Below are 1,110 nucleotides of genomic sequence, written 5' to 3'. Positions count from 1 at the left end.
TCTGTCCACGAAGCGCCGGGAGGCGGGTCGCTTCCCCTGGCCCGGCACGGCCGAGGCCGGCGACACGGTGACGTTGACTTCGGCACAGTTGTCGATGCTGATCGAGGGCATCGACTGGCGTGCACCCGAACGCCGATGGCGGCCCGCCGTGGCTGGTTAAGGCGAACGCGGTTGGTCGAAAAAATCAAGTAGAATCAACAAAATAACTTGGTCGAGACGCACCGAGAGGCTAGACTCCCTCATGCGATTCGATCTCAAGAACCTGCCCTCCGACATCGACCTTCTGCACCGATTGGTGCGCGACATGGCAACCGTCGTCGAGACCCGCGACAACGAAATCGAACGTCTCCAGCGCCTCATCAAACAGTTTCAGCGAAGGCAGTTCGGACGCCAGTCCAAGCGCCTCGATCCCGATCAACTGGCCCTCGGGCTGGAAGATCTCGATGCGGACGTCGCCCGCACCGAAGCTCACCAGGTGCCGCCGCCGGCGAGCGATGAGGATTCCGAGTCCCGGACCGCGTCCCGGCGCTCGACGCTTCCCGACCATCTGCCGCGGGATGATGTGAGGCTCGATGTGGAGAGCCATGACTGCCCGGGCTGCGGTGGCCGGCTTCACCCGATCGGCGAGGCCACGAGCGAGATGCTCGACTGTGTCCCGGCGCAGCTTCGCGTCGTTCGCATCCGCCGGCCCAAATACGGCTGCCGCGCCTGCGGCACGATCCATCAGGCGCCGGCGCCCGAGCGGCCCATTGCCAAGGGCCTGGCCACGCCGGGGCTCATCGCCCAGGTGCTGGTCAGCAAGTACTGCGACCACACGCCGCTTTATCGTCAGGCCCAGATCCTCGCCCGGCACGGCGTCCGGATCGAACGCTCGACCCTGGCGAGCTGGGTCGGCGGCGCCTGCTGGTGGCTGGAGCCGCTGCAGGCGCGGCTTGCCGCCCATGTCTTCGCGTCGGCCAAGCTGTTCGCCGACGACACACCTCTTCCGGTGCTCGATCCCGGCCGCGGCCGGACCAAGACCGGGCGGCTCTGGGTCTATGCGCGCGACGACCGCCCCTGGGCCGGGCCGGAACCGCCGGCCGCCGTCTACTTCTACAGCCCTGACCGCAA

2 protein-coding genes are annotated in these 1,110 nt (G+C 67.3%); both read left to right on the top strand.

Translation table 11 applies throughout. The features are described 5' to 3' along the window. Positions 1-160, top strand: a 160-nt coding sequence (gene tnpB, locus ABFS34_16980) for an IS66 family insertion sequence element accessory protein TnpB (GenBank protein MEN8377120.1), incomplete at its 5' end; no start/stop codon positions are given. An 81-nt stretch (positions 161-241) separates the two neighbouring features. Further along, positions 242-1,110, top strand: an 869-nt coding sequence (locus ABFS34_16975) for an IS66 family transposase (GenBank protein MEN8377119.1), incomplete at its 3' end; no start/stop codon positions are given.

It is taken from the genome of Gemmatimonadota bacterium, from assembly GCA_039715185.1.
GTDB lineage: Bacteria > Gemmatimonadota > Gemmatimonadetes > Longimicrobiales > RSA9 > DATHRK01.
The sequence above is the reverse complement of the archived record's forward strand: the minus strand, read 5'-3'. Positions and strand labels throughout refer to the sequence as shown.